We start from the raw sequence: 22,442 nt of genomic DNA on the forward strand, positions 1-22,442 counted from the left end.
ATTGTATACATGATCATCATATTTTTCTTCTCTTCGGTTATGTTACGATAATAAGAAGTGAGGTGAAAGTGATGCGAGTCATATCAGGGAAGTGTAAAGGAAAGCTGTTACAAGCTGTACCAGGGATGACGACACGTCCAACGACAGATAAAGTGAAAGAAGCGATGTTTAATATGATCGGTCCGTATTTTTCTGGCGGACTTGGGCTTGATTTATTTGGCGGAAGCGGTGGACTTGGCATCGAAGCGTTAAGTCGCGGATTAGATCGCGTTATTTTCGTCGATCATGACGCAAAAGCGGTGCAAACGATGAAAAAAAACGTCGCTGCCTGTCGTTTGACCGATCAAGCGGAAATTTATCGCAACGATGCCGAACGTGCATTAAAAGCAATTATAAAAAGAGGGCTGACCTTTCGCTTAATTTTTCTTGATCCGCCTTATAAAAATAAACAGTTGGAAGCGCTTATCGCGATCATCGATGCACATCAACTATTGCAAAAAGACGGTTTTATCGTTGCTGAACATGGGGTTGAAGTCGAGCTTCCCATTCACATCGGTCGTTTAACAAAAGTGAAACACGAAACGTATGGCATCACGGCTGTATCGATTTACGCTTACGTAGACGAGGAAGGAGAATAGAGATGGCAAGTATTGCGGTATGCCCAGGAAGCTTTGATCCTGTCACATATGGACATTTAGATATTATTCGCCGCGGAGCGAAAGTGTTTGACAAAGTATATGTTGTCGTGTTAAACAATTCATCAAAAAAACCGTTGTTTTCAGCAGAAGAGCGAGTGCAGCTGCTAGAAGAAGTGACAAAAGATTTACATAACGTCTTCGTTGACAGTTATCAAGGTTTGCTTGTTGATTATGCGAAAAGTAAACACGCAAGCGCCATTTTGCGTGGCTTGCGTGCTGTTTCCGATTTTGAATACGAAATGCAAATTACGTCTATGAATCGCATATTAAATGAGCAAATTGAAACGTTTTTTATGATGACAAACAACCAATACTCCTTTTTAAGCTCAAGCATCGTGAAAGAAGTCGCGAAATATAACGGCAACATTTCCGAACTTGTGCCAAAAGTTGTCGAAGAAGCGCTCCGAAAAAAGTTTGCTCATGCAGAAAACCACCTTTAAACAGGTGGTTTTTCGCGTCGGAAAGCCGAAAAGACATATAGGAAACATGCGATTGCCGTCACAAAAAAGCCATATTGCTCGATCCAATGTATGTACAATATCGGCCAACGGATCGTCGCTTCCGGAAGCCAAACAGGCAACGTTTCTGCCGACTCAAGCGGCTGAACATACAGCGGTTTCCAAAGAATGAATGCGAAAAAAGCAGCGAAAAAACCGTGAAATATACGAGCGATAAAAAACGGTTGAAAGCGAATATGTGCTTCCGCTAAAATGCTTGCGACTTGAGCTTGGACGGAAAAACCGCCAAAAGCAAGGATGAAGCTTGTGACGATGACTTTTTGTAATAGCGTTGCGTTTGTTGCTTCGCTTGCCATTTGGCTGCCGAGCGTAATTTCAAACAACCCGGCGATGAACGGAACGCTTAATTCGCTAGGTAAGTGAAAGAATGCCAAGGCGTATTGTACGATGTCGGCTAGCCATTTCGTTATGTTTGTAATATAAAGTAGCTTATTCAAAACAGAAAATAAAATAATAAATCCACCGATCATTAAAAGCGTTTGAATGGAGGAACGAACCGCATCTCCAAGCAGCTTTCCGATGGCTTGGCTATGTTTTAAGCGTGTTTCATGCATGGCGCGAAACGCCTGGCGCAAAAGGCTTTTTGTTTGTTTTTGAACCGCGTTGCTTTCGTCTTTTCCGTAAAAGCGCATCATCAACCCGACGCAAATGTTGCCGAGATAATGAGACAAAGCAAGAATGATGCCGATGTTCGGATTATGAAAAAAACCGACGGAAATCGCCCCGAAAATAAAAAGCGGGTTAGATGAGTTTGTGAACGAAACGAGCCGCTCCGCCTCGATGGCGGAAAGTTGTTGTTGCTGTCTTAGGCGAGCAGTCAGTTTTGCACCGGCAGGGTATCCCGAAGCCATGCCCATCGCCCAAACAAATCCGCCGATGCCCGGCACTTTAAATAGCGGACGCATGAACGGCTCAAGCAATACGCCGAGAAAATGAACGACGCCAAAGCCGATCAAAATTTCTGATACAATAAAAAAAGGAAGAAGAGATGGGAAGACGACATCCCACCACATATGCAATCCACGCACCGCCGCTTCAAATGAATGTTGCGGATAGCGAAGTAATGCGATACATAAACAAATAATGATCGATGATAACAGCAATGTTTTCCATTTTTCTTTCATCGTTCGTTAGCCTCCTCATTTGCCGATCGTACTCGTTTTAATATACGAGTATATGTGGACATTTTAGACCATAGTATTGAACAGGAAGGGGGAGCAGGAATGAAAATCGGGTTGGCGTTAGGTTCGGGCGGTGCGCGCGGCCTTGCGCATGCCGGGGTCATTAAAGTGTTGGAAGAAGAAAACATTCCGATTCATATGATCGCCGGAAGTAGCATGGGGGCGCTCGTTGGTGCGTTGTACGCATCAGGCATGACAACGGAACGATTATATCGGCTCGCGACAGCGTTTCGACGCAACGATTACATCGATTGGACAGTCCCGAAAATGGGACTCGTTGCCGGGCGTCAAATTAAACATTTCATTTCGGTCATGACAAAACAAAAGCGTATTGAAGACGCCCATATTCCGCTTGCGATCGTGGCGACCGATTTACAAAAAGGGGAGAAAGTTGTGTTTCGCAAAGGAAGTATAGCAGATGCGGTGCGCGCCAGCATTTCCATTCCGGGCATTTTCGTGCCAGAGCGATGGAACGGGCGTCTGCTCGTGGACGGCGGAGTGATCGATCGCGTACCAGCGACCGTCGTGCGCGACATGGGAGCTGACGTCGTCATCGCTGTCGACGTCGCTTCCGTGAAAAAAAACGATACGATCACCTCAATTTTTGATGTCGTTTTACAAAGTTTAGATATTATTCAAGCTGAACTTGCTTCCCACCGTATCGCCCAAGCGGATGTCGTCATTCGTCCATCGCTTGAGCGTTATAGCTCGTATGCGTTCACCCATGCGAAAGAGATGATTCAAATGGGAGAAGAAGCAACGCGCCAACAGCTTCCGATCATTCGTCAATTGCTTGCAGAGAAGGGGTTTAAACAATGAATAAAAGACGGTATATTCGAATCACGATCATCGTCGCACTACTACTCGCTTTTGCGACTTTTTTTCACTTGCCGTATTATGTGACGATGCCTGGAACGGCAGAACCGTTGCGTCCGCTCGTTGAAGTGCAAGGCGGCTATAAAGAAAAAGGACAATTTATGTTAACGACCGTTCGCATGGGGCAAGCCAATCTTTTTTCGTTTATGCTTGCGCATGTGAGTAAATATAACGAGTTATACCCCATGGATGAAGTAAGACAAGAAGGGGAAAGCGACGAAGAATATACGCATCGTCAATTAAAAATGATGGAAAATTCAAAAGAAACGGCGATCGCTGTCGCCTACAAAAAAGCAAACAAATCGTTTTCGTATCGAAATAAAGGGGTGTATGTGTTATATGTCGTTGATGGCATGCCAGCTTCAAACGTGCTGAAAAGCGGCGATCAATTAGTTGCGATTGACGGGCAACGTCTCAACGACGCAGATGAATTTATTCAATACGTAAGCGGAAAGAAAAAAGGAGATCGCGTCCAAATTACGTATAAACGATCAGGAAAAGAAAAAACAGCAACGTTGACGCTTGCGCCGTTTCCAAAAGAAAAGCATCGCGTCGGTCTCGGACTTTCCGTCATGACCGACCGCGATATCGTTACCGATCCGCCTGTCCGCATTGAATCCGATCAAATCGGCGGACCGTCCGCTGGGCTTATGTTTGCGCTTGAAGTGTACAATCAATTGATCCGAGAAGATTTAACGAAAGGGTATCGCATCGCTGGCACCGGAACGATCAACATCGACGGCGAAGTCGGACCAATCGGCGGCATTTCTCAAAAAGTGATTGCTGCTCATAAAGCAGGAGCGGACATTTTTTTCGCGCCGAACGAACGCGGAGCGAAACATTCCAATTATAAAGAAGCGGTCAAAACAGCGAAAGATATTGGCACAAACATGAAAATTGTACCTGTTGATACGTTTGATGATGCCGTTCAATTTTTACAAAAGTTATCGTAACGGCGGAGTTTTATACTCGCGCTGTAACGCTTCCGAACAAAGCGGCTCAGGCAAAATCGAAAAATACGCCTGCGTCGCTTTTTTTTCTATTTGATATATCGGATCGTGTCTCATTTGTTTGGCGTTTGTCACAAGTGGCAACGTCATGCGCTTTTTAATTTCTTGTAAATACGCTCTCCCTGTTTCGTTCATCGCTAGCGGACGAACGTATGTTGCACGCTTGTTTTCGATTGCTTTCGCTATTTCCTTTTTCATGACGTTCGTTAATATGTGGGTGCATATACGTTGCAATCGTGTCCACGTATATCGTTTCGTTTTGACAGCCGAAAGAAAATCGTGAAATGACGTGGCGTGAATGATTGTCTTTTTCAGACGATGCTCAATTCCTTCTTCCACTTCAGCAATTTGGCGAATGTCATCTACTTCCATCGTCAATAACCGATATTTTAAAAACGGAAAATATTTTTCCCAATCATGCCACGTCATATACGTATGGCGATACGTTTGTAACGTTTCATATGTTGTATGCGGAACGTAGCGTGCGACATCGTTATAACTAATTTGTAAAGAGCGACGAATGCTCGTTGCGCTCGCAATGTTATCGTTTGCTGGAAGCGTTTCGTCGTGATAATGAGCAGCCGTTCGTTGAATCGTTTCTGGCATCATCTTGCTTCGTTGTTCGATAATCGCCTTGACGTAATGTAACCCTAAAATGTTGTTCGGTTGTGAAACGTCAAGCGTATCGTGACCAATGTCATGAAGGGCAAGCGTATACGCTTTTGCATAGTTGATACCTTGTTGCATATATTGTTTTACTTTTTCGTTATGTTGCTCTTTTTCATAAACAAGAAGTTGAGCCGTTTTTATAAACGGTTCGATGCTTCCGTCCTCGCTTCCGAAACATAATTGCTCGCAAAAAAGCGCATCGAGAATCGAAATAGCCCCTTGAGCGAACCATTCTGCTGTTTGGACAGCAAACGTATAAGGAAGTTCAACAACGAGATCGACGCCGCCTGCAAGCGCCATGCGAGCGCGCTCCCATTTCGGTACGATCGCAGGTTCGCCCCGTTGTGTAAATGAGCTACTCATGACGGCGATGACGCAATCTGCGCTCGTTTTTTTTCTCGTTTGTTGCACATGATATAAGTGCCCGTTATGAAACGGATTGTATTCGACAACGATGCCAACCGCTTTCATGTATTGTCCACCTTTCTTTTTTATGTAAAACGTGGTACAGTGAGTATAAGCTGATTATAATGGAAGTAGTGTAAAGAAAAAATATTGACAAAACCGTTGTTCAAACGTATAATTTTCTTTGTTGTCTTGAGGTGATTATCATTGAGATGGTCTATTCATCAACTTCATCAGTTGCAACATAAAGGGCTGTCGATTGACGAAATGGCTGATGTGTCCGAATTGAAAGAAGTGGACGACTCGATTCGCGACATTTCCCCTGTGCGTGTTCATGGACGGGCAGATGTGAGCGCGAAAAAGTTCACGTTCCACTTAACGATTGAAGGGACGATGACGTTACCGTGTTCCCGTACGCTTGTGGACGTATCATATCCATTCGCCATCGAAAGCACAGAAACGTTTTTTTTGAACGATTATGATGCAACCGATGAAGAATCGCATGTTGTTCAAGGAGAGGCGATCGACTTAATGCCGATCGTAAAAGAGCTCATTCTTCTTGAAATTCCAATGCAAATTTTTAGCGAGCAGCCGGATCATCCGGATGCCGTTCCGCAATCAGGAAAAGATTGGGCGGTCATTTCGGAAGAAGAACATGAAAACAAAATTGATCCGCGCCTTGCGAAGTTAGCCAAGTTTTTTGAAAACAAAAATGAATCATAAGGGAAGATCCGGAACTACACCGGCCTCCATATTCGCCTAAATCTCTTTAAGGAGGTGGAAATGATGGCAGTACCTTTTAGAAGAACATCGAAAATGAAAAAGAGACTACGTCGTACGCACTTCAAATTGCGCGTACCTGGTATGGTAGAATGCCCAAACTGCGGTGAAATGAAACTTGCTCATCGCGTATGTAAAGTTTGTGGAACATACAAAGGAAAAGACGTTGTAAACAAATAAGAAAAGCGTAAGGGCCATCCCCTTGCGCTTTTCTTATTTGGAAGGAAAAAAGAACGGGAAAGCGAATAAAAAAGATGGACATGCAGTAAAGGGGAGAGGGAAAATGATCGAAGAACAACATGGCATCGTCTCGTTTACCATTTGTCGTCCGTCAAGACGAAATGCGATTGATTATGCAGTCATGGATGAACTCGAGCAAGCGCTGACGCTCGTTGAACAAGATGATGAGGCGAAAGTGCTCGTCATTACAGGGGAAGGAGAAGAGGCGTTTTGCGCGGGTGGCGACTTACAAGTGTTTCATCAGCTGAAAACAAAAGAAGAAGCGCATGCGATGTTAGCGAAAATGGGAAACATTTTATATCGTTTATTGACGTTATCGAAGCCAACGGTTGCGTTAATCAATGGAACTGCGATCGGCGGAGGTTGCGAATTAGCGACCGCATGCGATTTTCGTTTCGCGCGTGCCGGGGTGCGCCTCGGATTTGTGCAAGCGAATTTAGCGATCACGACCGGCTGGGGCGGCGCGACGATGTTATTTGAAAAAATGCCGTACGATCAAGCGCTCAATATATTGTTGCGCGCGAAAACGATGACAGCGGAAGAAGCGGAGCATATCGGCTTTGTACATCGCGTTTTTCCTGACTCGTTGCGCGAACGATGTGAAAAAGAGTTAAGGGAGTATACGAATAAATCAACGGCTGTATTGCGCGCTTATAAAGAAGCCGCGGTGGCACGTTGGAAAACAGAGCAGTTTCGCCAACGGTTTTTCGCTGAAATCGAACGATGTGCATATTTATGGGAAAGCGAAGAACACGATCAAGCGGTGCAATCATTTTTAACGAAACGAAACAAATAGTCTTCTATCTTCTCTATTAGCTGCATACTCATATAGTAAATGTAGCGAGGAGGGATAGAAATGACGCGCCAAGATGCATGGACAGAAGAAGAAGATGTATTGCTCGCTGAAACGGTGCTAGCTTTTGTGCGCGAAGGGAGCACCCAATTACGCGCGTTTGAAGAAGTAGGGAAAAAACTATCACGAACGGCAGCCGCTTGTGGTTTTCGTTGGAACGCATATGTGCGGAAGCAATATGAAGAGGCGTTAGAGCTTGCTAAACAGCAACGAAAAGAGAAAAAAGAACCGCAACTAGCCGAGCGAAACATGACGTTGCAAGATGTGATCTCTTTTTTACAAACGTTGCAACAACGCGGGGAAGGGCAACAAGAAATCGAACAGTTGCGCGAACAAGTACGGACGCTCCAAAAAGAAAAAGAAGAGCTTGAAAAGAAACTGCAAGCGGTGCAACAAGAATATCAAACGGTGATGCACATTTTAGAACGCGCACGTCAATTGTCTGTGTAGTAGCTGATAGACGCCAGCTACTTTTTTTTATACAATAAAACATAGCAAAAAAGAGGAGGATCGCATCGTGCGCATCGGAATTATAGGGGGCGGAGCAGTCGGCTTATTGATGGCAGCTTATTTCAGTAACCACTATGACGTGACGGTTTATACGCGTCGGCAAGAACAAGCAGAACAATTATGTACGCATGGGCTGACGGTCATTTGTGGCGATGAACGGACGACGCATCGTGTTCATGCTGAACCGTTCGTTCGTGAAACGAATGTAGATGTGTTATTTATAGCGGTGAAACAATACGACTTAACAAACATATTGAAAACAAACATGCATATGCTTCGAGCGGACGCTGTGATGTTTTTGCAAAACGGCATGGGGCATGTGTCCCATTTACCGCACATGCCTCATCATCATATTGCGCTTGCGGTTGTTGAACATGGCGCGTTCAAAATCGACGATACGACGGTTTCCCATACGGGTGTCGGTAAAACGAAATGGAGCGTGTGGCGCGGAAAAAAAGAAACGTTTTCTTTTCTATATACGACAGACGCCCGTTTTCCGTTCCAATATGTCGACGATTGGGAAATGATGTTAATTGAAAAATTAATGGTGAACGTTGCTATTAATCCGCTTACCGCTCTATTGCAAGTACCAAACGGCATGTTAGTGACACATGCGCCGTATCGGCAAGCGATGGAACAGTTGTTTCATGAAGTCACATCTATTTTTCAGATTGAACAGCGAGAGCGTATATGGAAGCATATTGAAACGGTTTGTCAACAAACGGCTGCCAATCGCTCATCGATGTTGTGTGACATCGAGGCGGGGCGAATGACGGAATTAGATGCGATTTTAGGCTATGTGATCGAGCGGGCGAACGAGCGATGCGTCCCAGCCCCAATTAGCACGTTTTTATATGCGCTTATGAAAGGGAAACAATTAGAGGGGGAGACGGAGAGATGAAAGATATACTCACCTCTTTCATTGCTATCATGATTGTTATGCCGTTTTTGTCGTTTTTTTTTATATTTACACTTGCCAAAGCGGTTTTTAAGCGAAAAGGGAGGCGTGCGTTCCACGTCGCTGTAAACGGATCGACCATTTTTTTTATTTTTGCTGTTCATGTTTTATTGCAAGCTATTTTTCGGCGATCATATATTGTTGAACTACTTATTTTTTTTATTGTAACATTAATGATTGGGATCGTTTGGTATTGGAAAAAAACAGGCGACGTATCGTTGCAACGAACGTTTAAACTATATTGGAAAATGCAGTTTTTATTATTTACTGCCGCTTATATTGGATTATTTATATATGGGATCATTCATCGTGTCATGATCGCATTTTCATCATGAAGGAGAAAGGAAGTTCACAATGGAAGTCATCGAGCTGTCACTGCCAGCAACAAACCGTTTAGCGACGGAATACATGGAAGGGGCGTTTCCTGTTCACGAGGCGTTCCATCCTTGTTCTTTTGAAGAACGTTTGCATGAGTTACAAAAGCGGACGTATGCCCGTGATGCGCTCGTTGATCATTTGCTTGCGTATCATAAACAGTTTCAAGCAAGTGAAGAAACGATTGCAAACATTGAAAAATTGCGTCATCGAGAAAGCGTCGTCGTCATCGGCGGGCAACAGGCAGGTCTTTTAACCGGACCGCTCTATACGATATATAAAATCATTTCCATCATTACATTAGCAAAACAACAAGAACAACAGCTTCGTGTGCCGGTCGTTCCGGTATTTTGGATGGCATCTGAAGACCACGACATTGCAGAAATTAATTACGTCCATGTCGCACAACGTGGAAAAGTGAAAAAACATGTGTATTCGCCACTAGCGAAAGAAAAGCGAATGGCTGCTCACATCGAGCTTGATGCAGATGCGTTGAAACAATGGATAGATGATATATTCAAAACATTTGGCGAAACAAATGTAACAAACGAATTGCGCACGTACATATATGAATGTATGGCAACGTCAAAAACGGTGGCCGACTTTTTTGCGGCGATCGTACTTAAGTTGTTTGCGAAAGAAGGGATTGTAATTGTCGATGCAGCACATCCGCATTTGCGGGCGATTGAGCGCGAATGGTTTATGACGCTCGCTCGTGAACACGAAGCGATTACAACTGCGTTGCAAACTCAACAACGACATCTCGCCCAACTCGGCTATGAGCAATCGATTGATGTATCGCCGATGTGCGCACATTTATTTTATGATGACGGTCAACGTCGCTTGTTATATTATGACGATGAGCAACATTGTTTTTACACAAAAGATGGGGTGTATCGTTTCACGCGAGACGAATTAAGACAGCGAATCGAAAGTGAGCCGCAATCGTTTAGCAACAACGTTGTTACACGACCGCTTATGCAAGAATGGTTATTTCCGACGCTCGCCTTTATCGCTGGTCCAGGGGAAATTGCTTATTGGGCGGAATTAAAACGAGTATTTGAGCATTTCCATTGGCATATGCCGCCGATCGTGCCGCGCCTTTCGCTCACGCTTATCGAGCGTCATATTGCTACGGACTTGGCGGATGTGCAAATGACAGTAGCAGAGGCGTTGACAAACGGCACGAAGCAAGCGTTAGAGGAATGGGTGCGCAACAATCAACCTGTGGCGTTTGATGAGACGTTTCATGAAGCGAAAAAACAGATAGCGCACATTCACGAGCAACTTCGCCAACTCGGCATGCAAGTCGATCCGCATCTTGAAAGAGTGATGTTGAAAAATGCCGAACGAGTCGAGACACAAATCGATTATCTTCAACAATTGATTACACGACGCATGTTGCAAAAACATGACGTACATGTGCGCAAATATGAACGCATTGAACTGTCGCTTCGCCCGAACAATATGCTACAAGAGCGGGTTTGGAACGTGCTTTACTATATGAATCGCTACGGCTTAGACTTTGTGGATCGTCTGCTTCATGTCGATTATCGTTGGAACGGAATGCATAAAATTGTATATCTTTAACTATTTTCGTCGATAAAAAAATCCTGTCGCGTACAGGATTTTTTTTATGTACAATAGAATAGTTCGGAAGTAAGTAGTGAATTTTGTGAAATGATGGTACAATACAATTGCACTCATTTTTTATGTATATGTTGTTTAGGTAGGTGACATCATTGTTTCATCACGTAACCGTATTATTGAAGGAAACAGTTGACGGATTAAATATTAAAAAAGATGGTACATATGTAGATTGCACGCTCGGGGGAGCTGGACATAGCGAATATTTATTATCACAATTATCGCCAGAAGGAAGACTATTTGCCTTTGATCAAGATGATATCGCGATTCGTCATGCGCAACAGCGACTTGAACGATATCGTGGTCAGTTTACGATCATTAAAAGCAACTTTCGCTATTTGAAACAACAGCTGGCGCTTTACGGTGTGCATGAAGTCGACGGCATTTTGTTTGATCTTGGTGTATCGTCCCCGCAGTTAGATATGCCTGAGCGTGGCTTTAGTTATCAACATGAAGCGCCGCTCGATATGCGCATGGATCGTGACCAAACGTTGACAGCATACGACGTTGTCAACACATGGTCGTACGAACAGCTCGTGAAAATTTTTTTCCAATATGGTGAAGAAAAATTTTCAAAAGCGATCGCTCGTAAAATTGAGCAAACACGCAAGCAAAAGCCAATTGAAACGACAACAGAACTTGCAGAAGTCATTAAAGAAGCGATTCCCGCACCAGCGCGTCGAACAGGGGGACATCCAGCCAAACGCGTGTTCCAAGCGATTCGCATTGCAGTCAACGACGAATTGCGCGCGTTTGAAGAAGCGATTGAACAAGCAATTGATCTATTAAAGCCCGGAGGAAGAATTAGCGTCATTACGTTCCATTCGCTAGAAGATCGCATTTGCAAAATCGCATTTAAACAAGCAAGTGAAACACCGCACTTGCCGCCGGGATTGCCGATCATTCCAGATGAATATAAGCCGAAATTAAAAATCATTACAAAAAAACCGATCGTCCCGTCTGAAGAAGAATTGCAACATAACCATCGTGCACGATCTGCAAAATTGCGCATTGCTGAAAAACTGTAAAAAGGGGGAAAATGTATGGCTGCTGTTCGCATTCAACAAAAAGTACAAAAAGTACAACAAGAACAACACGTCCAACGCGCGCCAAAGAAAAAGCGAAAACGAAATATACGTTGGACGATTGGGGAAAAAATGGTGTTCGTTTCGTTTTTTGCCTTCGCTTTGTATAGTAGCGTCACAATCGTTTCGAATCAATTTACGATTTATCATGTCAATAAAGAAGTGCAACAATTACAAACAAGCATTGAGGAGCAAGAAAAACGAAACCGCGATTTATACGTACAAGTGAAAGAGTTAAGCACGTATGAGCGCATTTTAGCGAAAGCGAAAGAACTTGGCCTTACATTAAACGAAAATAACGTAAAAGTTGTGCAGGACTGATGCAAAATGAGAAAGCATAAACATACGCATAGAGGAGCAGCTATATGTTTTGTTTTTTTTAGCTTGCTCTTTTTTATATTGTTTGTACGTTTCGTTTATTTACAAGCTACAGGTGTTGTAGATGGACAAGTGTTAGCGGTCGAGGCACAAAAACGTTATTTCAAAAAACAAACGCTTGAAGCGAAGCGTGGAACGATTTTCGACCGAAGCGGAGAAGTAATTGCTGAAGACATTCCTTCGTATACAGTGGCCGCCATTCTCGATCCGAACATGCCGCAACATGTGACCGATCCGGAAGAAACCGCACGTAAACTTGCGCCGCTATTAAACATGAATGCAGCGGATGTCGAGCGCATTTTAAAAAAGAAGGCGAAGCAAGTTGAGTTCGGCCCGAACGGCCGCGGCATTAGCCAAACGGTGAAACAAAAAATTGAGGCGTTACAGCTTCCAGGCATTACGTTTATACGCGATTCAAAACGATTTTATCCAAACGGCACGTTTGCCTCATACGTCGTCGGCTATGCGCAAAAAGATGAAGCGACGAACGAAGTCGAAGGAAAAATGGGCATTGAAAAACAGTTTAATGAGCAGCTGAAAGAAAAAGACGGAGAGATCACGTATGAAAGCGACCCAAAAGGATTTAAACTCCCATATGCAGATGAACAAATCGTTCCACCGCAAAACGGAAAAAACATTTATTTGACGATTGATAAACATATTCAAACGTTTTTAGAAGACGCGATGAATGCCGTCGAAAAACAATATACACCGAAAAAAATGATCGCCATTGTCGCTGACCCGAAAACTGGGGCGATTTTAGCGATGAGCACCCGTCCGAGTTTTGATCCGAACAAACGAAACATCGAAAACTATTTTAACGATGCGATTTCGTATCCATATGAACCGGGATCGACGATGAAAATTTTTACGCTCGCCGCTGCGGTGAATGAAGGGGTGTTTGAGCCGAATGAAACGTATCAATCCGGTTCGTATCAAATTGGTTCTCATCGCGTTCGTGACCATAACAAAATCGGATGGGGGAAAATTACGTTTCTTGAGGGAGTACAGCGCTCGTCAAACGTCGCATTCGCAAAAATTGTGCGTGAAAAACTAGGGGAAGATCGTTTTTTACAATATTTGCATCGTTTCCGTTTTAACGAACCGACAGGCATTGAATTGCCGGGTGAAAAAGCTGGAAACATTTTGTATCGTTATCCGATCGAAAAAGTGACGACAGGATTCGGACAAGGAACGTCAGTCACACCGATTCAACAAATTCAAGCAGCAACCGCCATCGCAAACGGTGGAAAAATGATGAAACCGTACGTTGTTGACCGCATTGTTGACGGAGATACAGGAAAAACAGTGATGAAGCACGAACCGGTTGTTGTCGATACACCGATTCCAAAAGAAACAGCTGAAAAAGTACTAGACATTTTAGAAACGGTCGTCACATCTGAAAAAGGAACAGGGCGTCCGTATCAAATTGAGGGTTATCGCGTCGCAGGAAAAACAGGAACAGCCCAAATCCCAGATCCAGAAGGCGGGTATTTAACTGGGCATCAAAACCACATTTTTTCATTTTTAGGGATGGCGCCGCGTGAAAATCCGCGCTTAATTATGTATGTTGCTGTGCAACAACCGAACATTTCATATACAGAAACAGGGGCAGCACCTGTATCGATGATTTTTAACTCGGTGATGAAAAATAGTTTACAATATTTAAACATTGAACCGACCGTTAAGAAAAAACAAGTGAAAAAAGAAAAAAGCATCGCTCTTCCTTCGTATATTGGTCAGTCGGTAGAGCAAGCAACACAGTCATTGAAAAAACAAGGATTGCGTGTGACGGTCATCGGAAAGGGAACGAAAGTGCGTGCCCAATTTCCACAAGCAGGCGAATACGTCGTTGCGCCAGATCGCGTGTTGTTGCAAACGGACGGAGATGCGATCATGCCGGATGTGACAGGCTGGTCGTTGCGCGATGTCATGAAGCTCGCTGAATTGTTGCAACTTAAACCGAGCTTTATCGGAAGCGGATACGTATTTAGGCAAAATATCGCTCCAGGAGCGGTGATAAAACAAAACGATTACGTCATCGTTGAGCTTGCGAAACCGTCAGACATCGATGAAAAACAACAAGCAAGCACTGAACAGCAAGAGATAGACGGCCCAGTCGATTAGTTCTATATAAAACGGTACAAGCATATAGTGGAACGAGCCGAAATAGATGAAGGAGGTTCCGCTGTATGCGTGCAGTAACAGTTCGAAAGCGATTGACGGCCGTTTTATTGATCGGATTTTTCATTTTTGCAATTATTGATATTCGTCTCGGTTATGTGCAATTTGTATTAGGAGATATGTTAACAGAACGAGCGAAAGATTTATGGAGTCGAAACATTCCGTTTGAACCAGAGCGTGGGGAAATCGTCGATCGTAACGGAGTGCCTCTCGCAACAAATATGAGTGCTCCATCCGTGCTCGTCGTTCCACGACAAATCGAAAACCCATCGGAAGTAGCGAAAGAGCTTGCGCGCATATTAAATATGCCGGTAGAAAAAGCGTATAAACATGTGACGAAAAAAACGTCGATTGAACGTATTCATCCAGAGGGGCGAAAAATTTCAAACGAACAAGCGAAACAAATTCGCGATTTAGGGATGAAAGGAGTATACATTGCGGAAGATTCGAAGCGTTATTATCCGTTCGGGAGCTATTTATCACATGTACTCGGCTTTGCAGGTATTGACAATCAAGGATTAATGGGACTTGAACTTTACTACGATAAACAGCTAAGCGGAAAACCGGGTTCCGTTCAATTTTATTCCGATGCGAAAGGAAAACGCATGCCTGGGATGGCGGATGCGTACACGCCACCCGTGGATGGACTTGATTTAAAATTGACAGTTGATACGCGTGTACAAACGATTTTAGAGCGCGAGCTAACGATTGCGGAAGCGACGTATCGCCCTGACGGAATGATTGCGATTGCGATGAATCCGAACAACGGAGAAATTTTAGGGATGGCAAGCCGTCCGACATTTGATCCCGCTGATTTTCAAAACGTGCCACCTGAAATTTTTAACCGAAACTTACCGATTTGGAGCACGTATGAACCGGGATCCACGTTTAAAATTATTACGCTCGCGGCAGCGTTAGAAGAAAAAAAGGTCGATTTATTGAAAGAACATTTTTATGATCCAGGACATGTGAAAGTGGCAGGAGCGACGTTGCATTGTTGGAAGCGAGGAGGACATGGCGACCAAACGTTTTTAGAAGTAGTACAAAACTCGTGCAACCCGGGATTCGTTGAACTTGGTGATCGACTCGGCAAAGATAAACTATTCGAATATATTCGCGCGTTTGGTTTCGGTGAGAAAACGGGCATCGATTTGCAAGGGGAAGGAAAAGGAATTTTATTCCCACTTCATCGCGTTGGACCGGTCGAACAAGCAACGACTGCTTTCGGTCAAGGGGTAGCTGTTACACCGATTCAACAAGTGGTAGCGGTCGCTGCTGCGGTAAATGGAGGGATTTTATACCAACCATACATCGCAAAAGAATGGCTCGATCCGGTTACAGGAGAAGTAATTCAACGACAAACACCGAAAGCAAAAAGAAGGGTTATTTCCGAGGAAACGTCTAAACAAATTCGTTATGCCCTCGAAAGCGTGGTAGCCCAAGGAACAGGGAAGGGAGCGTTTGTCGACGGTTACCGCGTTGGCGGTAAAACCGGAACAGCTCAAAAAGCGAAAGACGGTCAATATTTAAAAGACAACCATATCGTTTCATTTATCGGTTTTGCGCCAGCAGACGATCCACAAATTGTTGTATACGTGGCGGTCGATAATCCGAAAGGCACAGTACAATTTGGTGGTGTCGTCGCCGCTCCGATTGTTGGAAACATTATGGAAGATAGCTTGCGCGCGCTCGGTGTCAAACCGCGCAAACAGCAAATTGAAAAAGAAACGACATGGCTCGACCCACGCTATGTAGAAGTGCCAAATTTAATCGGTTTAACAAAAAAAGATTTGCAACAGCAACTTTTTAACTTAAAATTAGATGGTAGTGGCGAAGGCGATACGGTTGTTGAACAGGCGCCGAAGCCTGGAGTCAAAGTGAAAGAAGGAGCGACGATCCGGGTTTATTTTGGAACGAAACGGTAAAGCCTAGAGGAAGGTATCCTCATGGCTTCTTTTTCTGTTTAGATAAGAAAAAAAGAAAGGAACGATCGGTATGAAGTTACAAACGTTACTTCAACATTTACATAGCTTTACCCCACTTGCAACAGAAAATCCAACGATTACATCGATCGAAATGGATTCAAGGGAAGTCAAACAAGGTTCATTATTTGTTTGCATCAAAGGATTTACAGTGGACGGACACGATTTTGCGGAACAAGCTGTCGCGCGCGGAGCAGTTGCAGTCGTGGCAGAAAAACCGCTCGCATTGCCTGTACCGGTCATTTATGTGAACGATAGCCGACGTGCTCTCGCTGTATTAGCCGACGCCTTTTACGGTCAGCCGACGCACCACCTTCATTTAATTGGGGTAACAGGAACGAACGGAAAAACGACGACGACGCATCTTATCGAACGCATATGCCGTCACGCTGGAAAAAAAACCGGACTCATCGGTACGATTAACATGAAAATTGGCGATGATACGTATGATGTAAAAAATACAACACCTGAATCGCTTATTTTACAAAACATGTTTCGGAAAATGGTTGATGCGCACGTGGACGTCGTTGCGATGGAAGTATCGTCTCATGCGTTACATATGGGGAGAGTACACGGATGCGATTTTGATGTCGCGGTGTTTACAAACTTAACGCAAGACCATTTAGACTATCATCAAACGATGGACCATTATCGTTGGTCGAAAGGGTTGTTGTTTGCGCAACTCGGTAACCGTTTTGATCACCGACGTCCAAAATTTGCGATATTGAATGCAGACGATGCTGCCTCAGAAGAGTATAAAAAAAGTACGGCCGCAACAGTTGTGACGTACGGCATTCATCATAAAAGCGACATTATGGCGAAACAAATTGAAATAACTACAAGTGGTACGACATTCCAACTTGTTACCCCAATCGAAACGGTACAAGTGAGAACGAAGCTTATTGGCATGTTTAATGTTTATAATTTGTTAGCTGCAGTCGGCGCTTGTCTCGTTTCAAACATTCCGCTCTCTACGATTGTCGAAGCCATCGCCGATATCGAAGGTGTTCCCGGTCGCTTTGAAGTTGTCGATGCCGGACAACCGTTTACTGTCATCGTCGATTATGCACACACACCAGATAGTTTAGAAAACGTATTGCAGACGATTCGACAGTTTGCGAAAAAACGTGTATTTGTCGTCGTCGGCTGCGGTGGAGATCGCGATCGGACGAAGCGTCCATTAATGGCGCAAATCGCTGTCAAATATGGCGATGTCCCGATTTTTACATCGGATAATCCACGCTCGGAAGACCCGATGGCCATTTTAAACGACATGAAACAAGGCGTAACCGAAGACGTTATATGTATCGTCGATCGAAAAGAAGCCATTACATATGCGATCGAGCAAGCCGAAAAAGACGATATCATTTTAATCGCTGGAAAAGGACATGAGACGTATCAAATCATCGGGAAAGATGTGTTCCATTTTGATGATCGTGTCGTCGCACGCGAAGCTATTCAACGAAGAAAAGATAAATAGGAAATGAGGAAGGTGCAACGATCATGAACGAGAAAGTCATTTTGTTTACGGCGGGGCTTGCCTTTATTATTACCGTTGTGTTATCGCCCATTTTTATTCCGTTTTTAAGACGATTAAAATTCGGGCAAAGCATTCGTGAAGAAGGACCAAAATCTCATCAAAAAAAATCAGGTACGCCTACGATGGGCGGGTTAATGATTTTATTGTCGCTTTCTATCACCACATGGATCATGAGCGATATATTTTTTGAACGCACAGCGCACACATACATGTTGTTGTTCGTTACGGTCGGATATGGGTTGCTCGGTTTTATTGATGATTTCATTAAAGTCGTCATGAAGCGCAATCTCGGTTTGACGAGCAAACAAAAACTAGCTGGGCAATTGCTTATCGCGCTCGTATTTTACTTTTTCTTTCAACGTTACAGCATGTCAACCGTCGTCTCCATTCCCGGAACAGACGTGTCCATTGATTTAGGTGTCGCTTATGTTTTGCTTATTATTTTTATGCTTGTTGGCGGCTCGAATGCAGTTAATTTAACAGACGGCTTAGACGGCTTGCTTGCGGGTACAGCGGCGATTGCGTTTGGTGCATATGCTGTATTGGCATGGAACCAAGGGCAATATGACATCGCCATTTTTAGCGTCGCTGTCGTCGGTGCGGTGCTTGGATTCCTCGTTTTTAACGCTCATCCTGCGAAAGTGTTTATGGGCGATACCGGTTCCCTTGCGCTTGGTGGGGCGATTGTGACGATTGCCATTTTGACGAAACTTGAAATATTATTAGTCATTATCGGCGGTGTGTTCGTCATCGAAACGTTATCCGTCATTATTCAAGTCATTTCGTTTAAAACGACAGGCAAACGCGTGTTTCGCATGAGCCCGATTCATCATCATTACGAATTAATCGGCTGGTCGGAGTGGCGTGTTGTCGTGACGTTTTGGGCAGTTGGCTTATTGTTTGCCATTTTAGGAATTTACATAGAGGTGTGGGTATAATGTATAACGGAAAAAAAGTGTTTGTATTAGGTTTAGCGAAAAGTGGATTCGCAGCGGCGAAAAGGCTTCGTGAGCTAGGAGCGGATGTCGTCGTCAACGATCGAAATGAACCGAGCGAGCAAGATAAACGCGAATTAGAGGCGCTTGGCATCCGCCTCGTATGCGGAGGGCATCCGCTTGAACTACTTGACGAGCCATTTGATGTTGTCGTGAAAAACCCAGGCATTCCATACTCAAACGCGCTCGTTCAAAAAGCGCTTGGCAAACAAATTCCGGTCATTACGGAAGTTGAAATTGCCTATGAAACGTCTAAAGCGCCTATTATCGGCATTACAGGCTCAAACGGAAAAACGACGACGACGACCTTGATTTATCACATGTTACAAGAAGCGAAACGTTGGCCGCTTATTGCAGGAAATATCGGAACGGTCGCATGCGAAGTGGCGAAACGCGCGACAAAAGATGATGTGATCGTCATGGAATTATCTTCGTTTCAACTGCTCGGAACGATTCGCTTTCGTCCGCACATCGCCGTGTTGTTAAATATTTTTGATGCACATTTAGACTATCACGGAACGAAAGAAGCGTACGCAGAAGCGAAAGGAAACATTTTTAAAAACCAAACGGAAACAGACTACGCGGTTGTCAACGCCGATGATCCGATCGTCATGCAATTAGCGAAAAAAAGCCGCGCACAACACGTGCCGTTTTCTGCGACTACGCCATTATCGTACGGTGCGACGGTGAAAGAGGGAGCGATTTATTTTCATGACGAGCGGATCATTGATGTCACAGATGTGGCGTTACGCGGGGCGCATAATATCGAAAATATATTGGCGGCTGTTGCAGCAACAAAACTAGCAGGTGCAGACAACGAGGCGATTCGCCGTGTCTTAACGACGTTTACAGGCGTTCCTCATCGCTTGCAATTTGTCGCTGAAATCAACGGAAGAAAATTTTATAACGACTCAAAAGCGACAAACATATTAGCGACGCAAAAAGCGTTAAGCGCCTTTCATGAGCCGGTCATTTTACTTGCCGGTGGGTTAGACCGCGGCAACGAGTTTGATGAGTTATTGCCGTACTTCAAACATGTGAAAGCCGTCATTACATTCGGGCAGACGGCACCAAAAATTGAGCGCGTTGCGCGCGAAGCAGGAATACAGCAACTGAAACGTGTCGATAATGTGGAACAAGCAGCTTTTGCCGCATATGAATGGTCGTCACCGGGCGATATTATTTTACTTTCCCCAGCGTGTGCAAGTTGGGATCAATATAAAACTTTCGAACAGCGTGGGGACATGTTTGTACATGCGGTGCATAAGCTTAAATAAGACGAATTTTAAGTAAATTGAGGTGTTCTGCATTGCATGGAAAAAAGTCTGCACCTGATTTTTTGTTAATGATCATCACGTTTTCGTTGTTGGCAATCGGGCTTGTTATGGTGTATAGCGCTAGCGCCATATGGGCGGATTACAAGTTTCATGATTCGTTTTTCTTTGCGAAACGCCAACTATTGTTCGCAGGGGTTGGCATCGTCGCGATGTTTTTTTTCATGAACATCGACTATTGGACGTGGCGGACGTGGGCGAAAGTGTTGCTTATCGTTTGTTTTATCCTTCTCATTCTCGTCTTAATTCCGGGCATCGGCATGGTGCGCAACGGCTCACGTAGCTGGATTGGTGTTGGTGCGTTTTCCATTCAGCCATCTGAGTTTATGAAAATGGCGATGATCGCGTTTTTAGCGAAATATTTATCTGAAAACCAAAAAAAAATCGCGTCATTTAAACAAGGTTTACTTCCGTCTTTAACGCTCGTATTTATTGCGTTCGGAATGATTATGTTGCAGCCCGATTTAGGGACGGGAACGGTCATGGTCGGCACGTGCGTCGTCATGATTTTTGTCGCTGGTGCGCGTATGAGCCACTTTGTTCTTCTTGGCTTGCTTGGTTTGGCTGGTTTTGCTGGGCTTGTGTTATCCGCTCCGTATCGCATCAAGCGCATTACGTCATTTTTAAACCCGTGGGAAGATCCGTTAGGAAGCGGTTTTCAAATCATTCAATCGCTTTATGCGATCGGGCCGGGCGGGCTATTTGGGCTCGGGCTCGGACAAAGCCGCCAAAAGTTTTTTTACTTGCCTGAGCCACAAACGGACTTTATTTTTGCCATTTTAGCAGAAGAGCTTGGCTTTATTGGCGGCTCGCTCGTTTTGCTTCTGTTCAGTTTACTGCTTTGGCGTGGCATTCGTATCGCTTTAGGAGCACCAGATTTATACGGCAGTTTTTTAGCTGTCGGTATCATTGCGATGGTGGCCATCCAAGTGATGATCAATATCGGGGTCGTGACCGGACTTATGCCGGTAACGGGGATCACGTTGCCGTTTTTAAGTTATGGCGGCTCGTCATTGACGCTCATGCTTATGGCGATTGGTGTTTTGTTAAACATTAGCCGTTATGCGCGATATTAAGGCTGACTTCCCGGAAGTCAGCTTCTTCTGTTACTTTTGATGAGGGGGAAAAACGATGAAAATTGTAGTAAGTGGTGGCGGAACAGGAGGTCATATTTATCCTGCGCTTTCGTTTATTCATGAAGTGAAAAAACAACATCCGAACGTCGATGTATTATATATCGGGACAAAAAAAGGGTTAGAAAGCACGATCGTTCCAAGAGAAAACATCCCGTTTCATGCGATCGACATTAGCGGATTGAAACGTAGTCTTTCATTTGAAAACGTCAAAACGATCGTACGTTTTATAAAAAGTGTGCGCGCATGCAAAAAACTGTTGAAACAATACAAACCGGACGTTGTGCTCGGCACAGGGGGATACGTGTGCGGACCTGTCGTATATGCGGCAGCTAAACTAGGTATTCCAACGATCATTCATGAACAAAACAGCATTCCGGGGCTGACGAATACTTTTTTAAGCCGTTATGCCGATAAAGTGGCCATTTGTTTTGAAGAAACAAAACAATATTTCCCACAAGAAAAAGTGGTGTTAACAGGAAACCCGCGCGCTTCAGAAGTCGTAGGAAAAGACGGACGAGAAGCGAGACGGTCGCTCGGATTAGATGAGAAGAAAAAAACGGTGCTCATTGTCGGTGGTAGTCGCGGTGCACGTCCGATCAATGAGGCGTTTTTGCAAGTGCTGCATGAAGTTGAACAAAAGCCGTATCAATGTTTATATGTTACAGGTGACGTTCATTATGATAAAGTAATAAAGGCGGTAAACGATGTCGGCAATCCTTCAAACGTCATCATCCGTCCGTTTATTCACAACATGCCGGAAGTATTGGCAGGGGTCGATGTCATCGTCGCTCGTGCAGGCGCAACGACACTCGCAGAAATTACAGCGCTCGGCATTCCAAGCATTTTAATTCCGAGCCCGTATGTGACAAATAATCACCAAGAAAAAAATGCGCGGGCGCTTGAAAAAAAGGGAGCAGCGATCGTTCGTTTAGAAAGCGAATTGACAGGCGGGCGCTTGCTTGATGATATCGACCGCATATTGTTAGACGAACAAACGTTGAAAAATATGAAAGAAGCAGCGTTTCAATTAGGCATTCGTGACGCGGCAGAGCGTTTATATCGCGTCATGGTGGAGATGATTTCATAAG

Annotated in this window: 22 protein-coding genes; 20 read left to right on the forward strand and 2 right to left on the reverse strand. The window is 44.3% G+C overall.

Annotated features, from left to right (window positions below; genetic code table 11):
* The first annotated feature begins 71 nt into the window (after positions 1–71).
* On the forward strand, positions 72–638 hold the full coding sequence (rsmD, locus tag NST18_RS04745) for a 16S rRNA (guanine(966)-N(2))-methyltransferase RsmD (RefSeq protein ID WP_004891244.1): 567 nt from the start codon (positions 72–74) through the stop codon (positions 636–638).
* Positions 639–640: 2 nt separating this feature from the next.
* Positions 641–1,138 (forward strand): pantetheine-phosphate adenylyltransferase, encoded by a 498-nt coding sequence (gene coaD / locus NST18_RS04750; RefSeq protein ID WP_004891242.1) that lies wholly within the window; start codon positions 641–643, stop codon positions 1,136–1,138.
* Here the strand turns inward: coaD and ylbJ are convergent.
* Positions 1,135–2,340, reverse strand: coding sequence for a sporulation integral membrane protein YlbJ (ylbJ, locus tag NST18_RS04755; RefSeq protein WP_004891240.1), 1,206 nt, complete (start codon positions 2,338–2,340; stop codon positions 1,135–1,137). The genes coaD and ylbJ overlap by 4 nt on opposite strands.
* A 99-nt stretch (positions 2,341–2,439) precedes the next feature.
* Between ylbJ and NST18_RS04760 the strand changes: the two genes are divergently transcribed.
* Entirely contained in the window at positions 2,440–3,216 is a 777-nt protein-coding gene (locus tag NST18_RS04760) for a patatin-like phospholipase family protein (RefSeq protein WP_035018755.1), read from the forward strand.
* Entirely contained in the window at positions 3,213–4,226 is a 1,014-nt protein-coding gene (locus NST18_RS04765; RefSeq protein ID WP_004891236.1) for a SepM family pheromone-processing serine protease, read from the forward strand. The genes NST18_RS04760 and NST18_RS04765 overlap by 4 nt, the downstream gene beginning before the upstream one ends.
* Here the strand turns inward: NST18_RS04765 and NST18_RS04770 are convergent.
* A complete protein-coding gene (locus tag NST18_RS04770) occupies positions 4,218–5,423 on the reverse strand; it encodes a nucleotidyltransferase (protein ID WP_004891234.1) in 1,206 nt (401 codons plus the stop codon). The two genes, NST18_RS04765 and NST18_RS04770, sit on opposite strands and share 9 nt — an antisense overlap.
* Before the next feature lie 141 nt (positions 5,424–5,564).
* Between NST18_RS04770 and NST18_RS04775 the strand changes: the two genes are divergently transcribed.
* The 16 genes from NST18_RS04775 to murG all read left to right on the forward strand — a co-directional run bounded on the left by NST18_RS04775 (position 5,565) and on the right by murG (position 22,441).
* Positions 5,565–6,080, forward strand: a complete 516-nt coding sequence (locus tag NST18_RS04775) for a YceD family protein (protein ID WP_004891232.1) — start codon at positions 5,565–5,567, stop codon at positions 6,078–6,080.
* 63 nt (positions 6,081–6,143) lie between these two features.
* Entirely contained in the window at positions 6,144–6,317 is a 174-nt protein-coding gene (gene rpmF / locus NST18_RS04780; RefSeq protein ID WP_003395111.1) for a 50S ribosomal protein L32, read from the forward strand.
* Positions 6,318–6,339: 22 nt separating this feature from the next.
* A complete protein-coding gene (locus NST18_RS04785; protein ID WP_004891229.1) occupies positions 6,340–7,173 on the forward strand; it encodes an enoyl-CoA hydratase/isomerase family protein in 834 nt (277 codons plus the stop codon).
* Between the two features lie 60 nt (positions 7,174–7,233).
* Complete coding sequence (locus NST18_RS04790) at positions 7,234–7,680, forward strand: RsfA family transcriptional regulator (RefSeq protein WP_004891227.1); 447 nt, start codon at positions 7,234–7,236, stop codon at positions 7,678–7,680.
* A gap of 67 nt (positions 7,681–7,747) precedes the next feature.
* Positions 7,748–8,641: a 2-dehydropantoate 2-reductase gene (locus NST18_RS04795; protein WP_004891225.1), complete on the forward strand. Its 894-nt coding sequence runs from the start codon at positions 7,748–7,750 to the stop codon at positions 8,639–8,641.
* Positions 8,638–9,033, forward strand: coding sequence for a DUF3397 domain-containing protein (locus tag NST18_RS04800; RefSeq protein WP_004891223.1), 396 nt, complete (start codon positions 8,638–8,640; stop codon positions 9,031–9,033). The genes NST18_RS04795 and NST18_RS04800 overlap by 4 nt, the downstream gene beginning before the upstream one ends.
* Positions 9,034–9,052: 19 nt before the next feature.
* Positions 9,053–10,663: a bacillithiol biosynthesis cysteine-adding enzyme BshC gene (gene bshC / locus NST18_RS04805; protein WP_004891222.1), complete on the forward strand. Its 1,611-nt coding sequence runs from the start codon at positions 9,053–9,055 to the stop codon at positions 10,661–10,663.
* A gap of 152 nt (positions 10,664–10,815) precedes the next feature.
* Complete coding sequence (rsmH, locus tag NST18_RS04810; RefSeq protein ID WP_004891221.1) at positions 10,816–11,748, forward strand: 16S rRNA (cytosine(1402)-N(4))-methyltransferase RsmH; 933 nt, start codon at positions 10,816–10,818, stop codon at positions 11,746–11,748.
* Between the two features lie 15 nt (positions 11,749–11,763).
* A complete protein-coding gene (ftsL, locus tag NST18_RS04815) occupies positions 11,764–12,126 on the forward strand; it encodes a cell division protein FtsL (RefSeq protein ID WP_004891220.1) in 363 nt (120 codons plus the stop codon).
* A gap of 6 nt (positions 12,127–12,132) precedes the next feature.
* Positions 12,133–14,310 carry a penicillin-binding protein gene (locus tag NST18_RS04820; RefSeq protein ID WP_004891219.1) on the forward strand — a complete coding sequence of 726 codons (2,178 nt, stop codon included), beginning with the start codon at positions 12,133–12,135 and terminating at the stop codon, positions 14,308–14,310.
* Positions 14,311–14,375: 65 nt separating this feature from the next.
* A complete protein-coding gene (locus NST18_RS04825) occupies positions 14,376–16,292 on the forward strand; it encodes a stage V sporulation protein D (RefSeq protein ID WP_004891217.1) in 1,917 nt (638 codons plus the stop codon).
* Positions 16,293–16,362: 70 nt separating this feature from the next.
* The gene (locus tag NST18_RS04830; RefSeq protein ID WP_004891216.1) at positions 16,363–17,829 is read left to right on the forward strand and encodes a UDP-N-acetylmuramoyl-L-alanyl-D-glutamate--2,6-diaminopimelate ligase; all 1,467 of its coding nucleotides are present in this window, start codon (positions 16,363–16,365) and stop codon (positions 17,827–17,829) included.
* A 23-nt stretch (positions 17,830–17,852) separates the two neighbouring features.
* Positions 17,853–18,827, forward strand: coding sequence for a phospho-N-acetylmuramoyl-pentapeptide-transferase (gene mraY / locus NST18_RS04835; RefSeq protein WP_004891214.1), 975 nt, complete (start codon positions 17,853–17,855; stop codon positions 18,825–18,827).
* Positions 18,827–20,161, forward strand: a complete 1,335-nt coding sequence (murD, locus tag NST18_RS04840) for a UDP-N-acetylmuramoyl-L-alanine--D-glutamate ligase (protein WP_004891212.1) — start codon at positions 18,827–18,829, stop codon at positions 20,159–20,161. Before mraY ends, murD begins: the two co-directional genes overlap by 1 nt.
* 68 nt (positions 20,162–20,229) lie before the next feature.
* Positions 20,230–21,294 carry a stage V sporulation protein E gene (gene spoVE / locus NST18_RS04845; RefSeq protein WP_049754165.1) on the forward strand — a complete coding sequence of 355 codons (1,065 nt, stop codon included), beginning with the start codon at positions 20,230–20,232 and terminating at the stop codon, positions 21,292–21,294.
* Between the two features lie 55 nt (positions 21,295–21,349).
* On the forward strand, positions 21,350–22,441 hold the full coding sequence (murG, locus tag NST18_RS04850) for an undecaprenyldiphospho-muramoylpentapeptide beta-N-acetylglucosaminyltransferase (RefSeq protein WP_004891210.1): 1,092 nt from the start codon (positions 21,350–21,352) through the stop codon (positions 22,439–22,441).
* Position 22,442: the final 1 nt, after the last annotated feature.

The organism is Anoxybacillus sp. FSL W8-0104, assembly GCF_038004465.1.
In the GTDB taxonomy this organism is placed as follows: domain Bacteria; phylum Bacillota; class Bacilli; order Bacillales; family Anoxybacillaceae; genus Anoxybacillus; species Anoxybacillus flavithermus_G.